This window comes from Streptomyces sp., assembly GCF_031181555.1.
Classification (GTDB): domain Bacteria; phylum Actinomycetota; class Actinomycetes; order Streptomycetales; family Streptomycetaceae; genus Streptomyces; species Streptomyces fimbriatus.
This window is the reverse complement of the sequence record NZ_JAPSKQ010000291.1, coordinates 1-4,029: the sequence shown is the minus strand read 5'-3', so window position 1 is coordinate 4,029 and position 4,029 is coordinate 1. Positions and strand designations below refer to the sequence as shown.

Annotated in this window: 3 protein-coding genes; 1 reads left to right on the top strand and 2 read right to left on the bottom strand. The window is 73.3% G+C overall.

The window, feature by feature from the left end; translation table 11 throughout:
* Window positions 1-119: 119 nt before the first annotated feature.
* Window positions 120-1,691: an amidohydrolase gene (locus RIM90_RS30855; protein ID WP_309064040.1), complete on the bottom strand. Its 1,572-nt coding sequence runs from the start codon at window positions 1,689-1,691 to the stop codon at window positions 120-122.
* 46 nt (window positions 1,692-1,737) lie between these two features.
* The gene (locus RIM90_RS30850; RefSeq protein ID WP_309064039.1) at window positions 1,738-3,261 is read right to left on the bottom strand and encodes an APC family permease; all 1,524 of its coding nucleotides are present in this window, start codon (window positions 3,259-3,261) and stop codon (window positions 1,738-1,740) included.
* A 140-nt stretch (window positions 3,262-3,401) separates the two neighbouring features.
* Here RIM90_RS30850 and RIM90_RS30845 point away from each other — a divergent pair, with 140 nt between their 5' ends.
* Window positions 3,402-4,019, top strand: a complete 618-nt coding sequence (locus tag RIM90_RS30845) for a TetR/AcrR family transcriptional regulator C-terminal domain-containing protein (protein WP_309064038.1) — start codon at window positions 3,402-3,404, stop codon at window positions 4,017-4,019.
* Window positions 4,020-4,029 lie beyond the last annotated feature (10 nt).

The following is a 4,029-nucleotide window of genomic DNA, read 5'->3' as shown; positions in this document are numbered from 1 at the left end:
ACCTCCGCGGGCGGGGCATCCGGCTACCGGACCGGAGCGTCTTCGGACCGCGTCCTGCCCTCCGCACCGTGCGCGGTGCGCCTCGGCGCGGCCGGGGCCCCCTCACGAGGAGGGGGGTGTCAGGTGCCCCGGTGCACGATGTGGCCGCCGGTCACCGTCAGTCGCACCGGTGCCTCGGCGATCTCGTCGGCGGGCGCGTCGACGGGGTCGACGCCGAGGGCGGTCAGGTCCGCGCGGAAGCCGGGTGCGACGCGTCCGGCGATGTGCGCCTCGCCGGCCGCCACAGCCGCATGACTGGTACAGCCCTCCAGGGCCTGAAGTCCCGTCAGCCCCGCTCGGGCCGAGGCCGCTCCCCGGGGCGCCCGCGCGGTGGCCAGGACGGCCCGGACGTCGTAGTGGGCGATGGGCCAGTCCGAGCCGAGCGCGACGAACGCGCCGGCGTCCCGCAGGTCCCTCAGACGCCAGGCCCGCGAGGCCCGGGCCCCGCCCAGCCGCACGGACCACTCGTCGGAGTGGTCGGCCCGGGTGTAGCCGGTGTGCGGGGGCTGCATGGAGGCGATGACGCCGAGCCGTGCGAACCGGGCGGGGGTGTCGTCCGGCACCGACTCGATGTGTTCCACCCGGTGGGCGAGCCGCGCGCCGTGGCCGAGGGCCTCCACGGTGTCCAGGACGTGGCGGACGGCCGCGTCACCGATGGCGTGGGTCGCCGTGCGCACCCCGGCCCGGTGCAGCCGGCGTACGGCGTCGCTGTACGCCTTCGGATCGGGCCAGAACGCCTCCGTGCCCTGCCCGTGGCAGTCCGGCTGTTCCAGCCATGCCGTACCGCCCTCGACGGTGCCGTCCATGAAGAGCTTCACCCCGCCGACCCGCCAGTGCCGCCCTGCCCGGCTCTGCAGTGCGACGAGTTCGTCGAGGGCCGCCTCGTCGTCGCCCGGCATGCACCACGGAGCGAAGCGGAGACGCAGCGGCAGGACGGTCTCCCGGGCGACGGAGGCGACGAGGTCCAGGTCGCCGAGGTCCATGACGTGAGCACCGGTGAGTCCGGTTGCCGCCATGGCGGACAACAACTCGACCAGGCGGACACGCCGTTCCTCGTACGACGGCCGGGGCGTGACCGCGGCCACCAGGTCCATCGCCGCGTGCTCGACCAGGTGCCCGGTGAGCCGTCCGTCGGCATCGGTCACGAGGTGGGAGCGCTGGGCGAACGTCCGGGGGCCGGTGATGCCCGCCGCCGCGAGCGCGGCGCCGGTGACGAGGGCCGAGTGTCCGTCGTACAGGCGCAGGAAGGCCGGGGCGCCGCCCAGTACGTCCTCGATCAGGGCGCGGTCGACGGGGCGGCCGCCGAAGACGTTGTGGTCGAGGCCGTGGCCGGTGATCCATCCGCCCGTGGGTTCCGCCGTCGCGAGTGCGGCCCGCAGCCCGTCGAGGTCGGCCACCTCGGACAGGTCGAGCCCGGTGGCCATGTCCAGCCCCCACACGGGGTGGCTGTGTCCGTCGACCAGACCCGGCACGAGGTGGGCTCCGGCCAGGTCCACGACCTCCGTGCCGGTGCCGTGCCAGTCGCGTACGTCCGCGCGGTCGCCGACGGCCGCGATCAGGCCGTCGTGCACGGCGACCGCGGAGGCGTACGGACGTCGGGGGTCGAGCGTACGGACCCTGGCGTTGGTGACGACCAGATCGGCGGTGGGCATGCGCGAAGGCTCCTTGGTGGTGGGGACGGTGGGCCGTGAGGGCCGGTCAGTCGTGCGGGAGGGCGGGCTGCCGCGGCGCAGCCGTGTCAGGTTCGGGCCCGACGGCTGCGCCGGGTTCGGCGCCGAACCCGGCGTAGACGCCGGGCCGGTGCCGCCGCAGCCAGCCGGCGAGTGCCAGGCCGATGAGGAAGACCGTCGGCACGACGGCGGCGAGCACGGTGTTCACCCTCGCGGAGGCGCCGGTGAACAGGTCGAGGTGGGTGAGGACCAGGACGATGGCGGTGGTCAGCAGCACCACCGCGGTGACGGGCGCCGCCACCGTGCGCAGCACACCCTCACGGTGGCTGACGCGCCGGAAGTACAGGGGCACGGCGAGGGCGGCGAGCAGTTGCAGCGCCAGCAGGCCGAGCATGCCGGGCGTGTTGACCCAGAGCAGCAGCTGTTGGTAGGGGTCGGCACCGGCCGCCGCGAACACGAGGACCACGACGGCGCCGAGCACGGTCTGGGCGACGCCCACCCGGTAGGGGGAGCCGTGGCGGGGATGGACCCGGGCCAGTGCCTTGGGCAGGATCCCTTCCTCGGCCAGGGCCAGGCCGTAGCGGTTGATGGCGTTGTGGAAGGCCAGCAGCGAGGCCAGGACGCTGGTGACGACGAGGACGTGCATCACGTCGGCCGCCCATCCGCCGACGTACGTCGTGATGGCGGAGAAGAACAGCCCGGCGGGATCGCTGCCGGCGGCCTCGACGACCTCCTCGTCGCCGAAGGCCTGGACGGCGGTCCAGACGATGAAGGCGTAGAACAGGCCGAGGAAGCCGACGGCGAGATGGGTGGCGCGCGGTACCGTGCGGTCCGGGTCGCGGGCCTCACGGCGGTAGATGACGGTCGACTCGAAGCCGGTGAACGCGGCGAAGGCGAACGCCAGCACGGCGGCCGTTCCGGGCACCAGCACGTTGCCGGGGGCGAAGGAGTCCAGGGACAGGCCGTGGGCACCGCCCTTGATCAGCACACCGGCGGCGAGCAGGACCAGGATGCCCGTCTCGGCGACGAGCAGCACGCCGAGGACCTTGGCACCGAAGTCGATGGAGCGGTACCCGCCGTATCCGATGATCACCAGGCCCGCGAGCGAGACGGGGAGCCAGGGAATGTCCGCCCCGAACAGGGCATGGGTGGTGTCGTGCGTGGCGCTGCCCAGGAGGCCGTAGACGCCGATCTCCATGCCGTTGTAGCCGATCAGGGCGAGCAGGGCGGCGCCCACGCCGACGGCGGGTCCCAGACCTCGGGTGATGTAGGCGTAGAAGGCTCCGCCGCCGCGGACGTGGCGGCTCATGGTGGTGAACCCGACGGCGAAGACGGTGAGGGTGATGCCGGCCAGCAGGTAGCCGACGGGTGCGCCGATCCCGCCCAGCACGATGGCGAGCGGGGCCACCCCGGCCATGACGGTGAGCGGTGCGGCGGCGGAGACGACGAAGAAGGCGATGTCGGCGGTGCCGAGTGCCCCGGAGCGCAGGACCGGCGCGGAGGCGGGCGGGACGCTGTCGACGGGACCGGGGCTGGAGGTGGTGACGGGCACGGAAAAGCCCTTCTTGCTGCGGAGGGGTCCGGGGGCGAGCGTGCGGGGTGTCCGACGGCAATAAATCTAAAGGCTTTCGGTTTCCGCAATGTAACCTCCTCTTCAGATGTCTGGGAAGACCCCGGAGGGGAGCACACGACGTGGGACGGCCCCGCACGCCCTTGTTGGACCGGCAGCGCATCACGACCACGGCGCTCGAAATCGTCGACGAGAACGGCGACTTCAGCGTTCCGCAGATCGCACGCCGCCTCGGCGTGCAGACCGGCTCGGTGTACCACCACGTGGACGGCCGGGACGGCATCATCGAGCTGCTGCGGGAACGGGTGGCGGGGGCGATCGATGTGACGACCCTGGACCTGCGGCCCTGGGACGCGGCCCTGGAGTCCTGGGCCCGTTCCTACCGCGCCGCCTTCGCCGCGCACCCGCGGGCCATCCCCCTGCTGATGACGAACCCCGTACGGGCGCCGCGCGTCCTCGAGCAGTACGAACGGGCGGTGGTGCTGCTCCGGGACGCGGGCTTCCCCGTGGCCGAGGTGATGCCGGTCATCGTGGCGCTGGAGAACATCGTCCTCGGGTCCGCCCTGGACATGGCGGCCCCCACCGCCATGTGGGAGGTCACCGAGGGAGCGGCCACCCCGCGGCTGGCCGAAGCACTGGACGCGGTCGGCGGGAACCGGGCCGACCGGGCCTTCGACCTCGCCCTGCACGGCTTCCTCGCCCATGCGCGCGGTCGGCTGGCGGAGTGCACCGGCGCCTGAGGGCGAACCG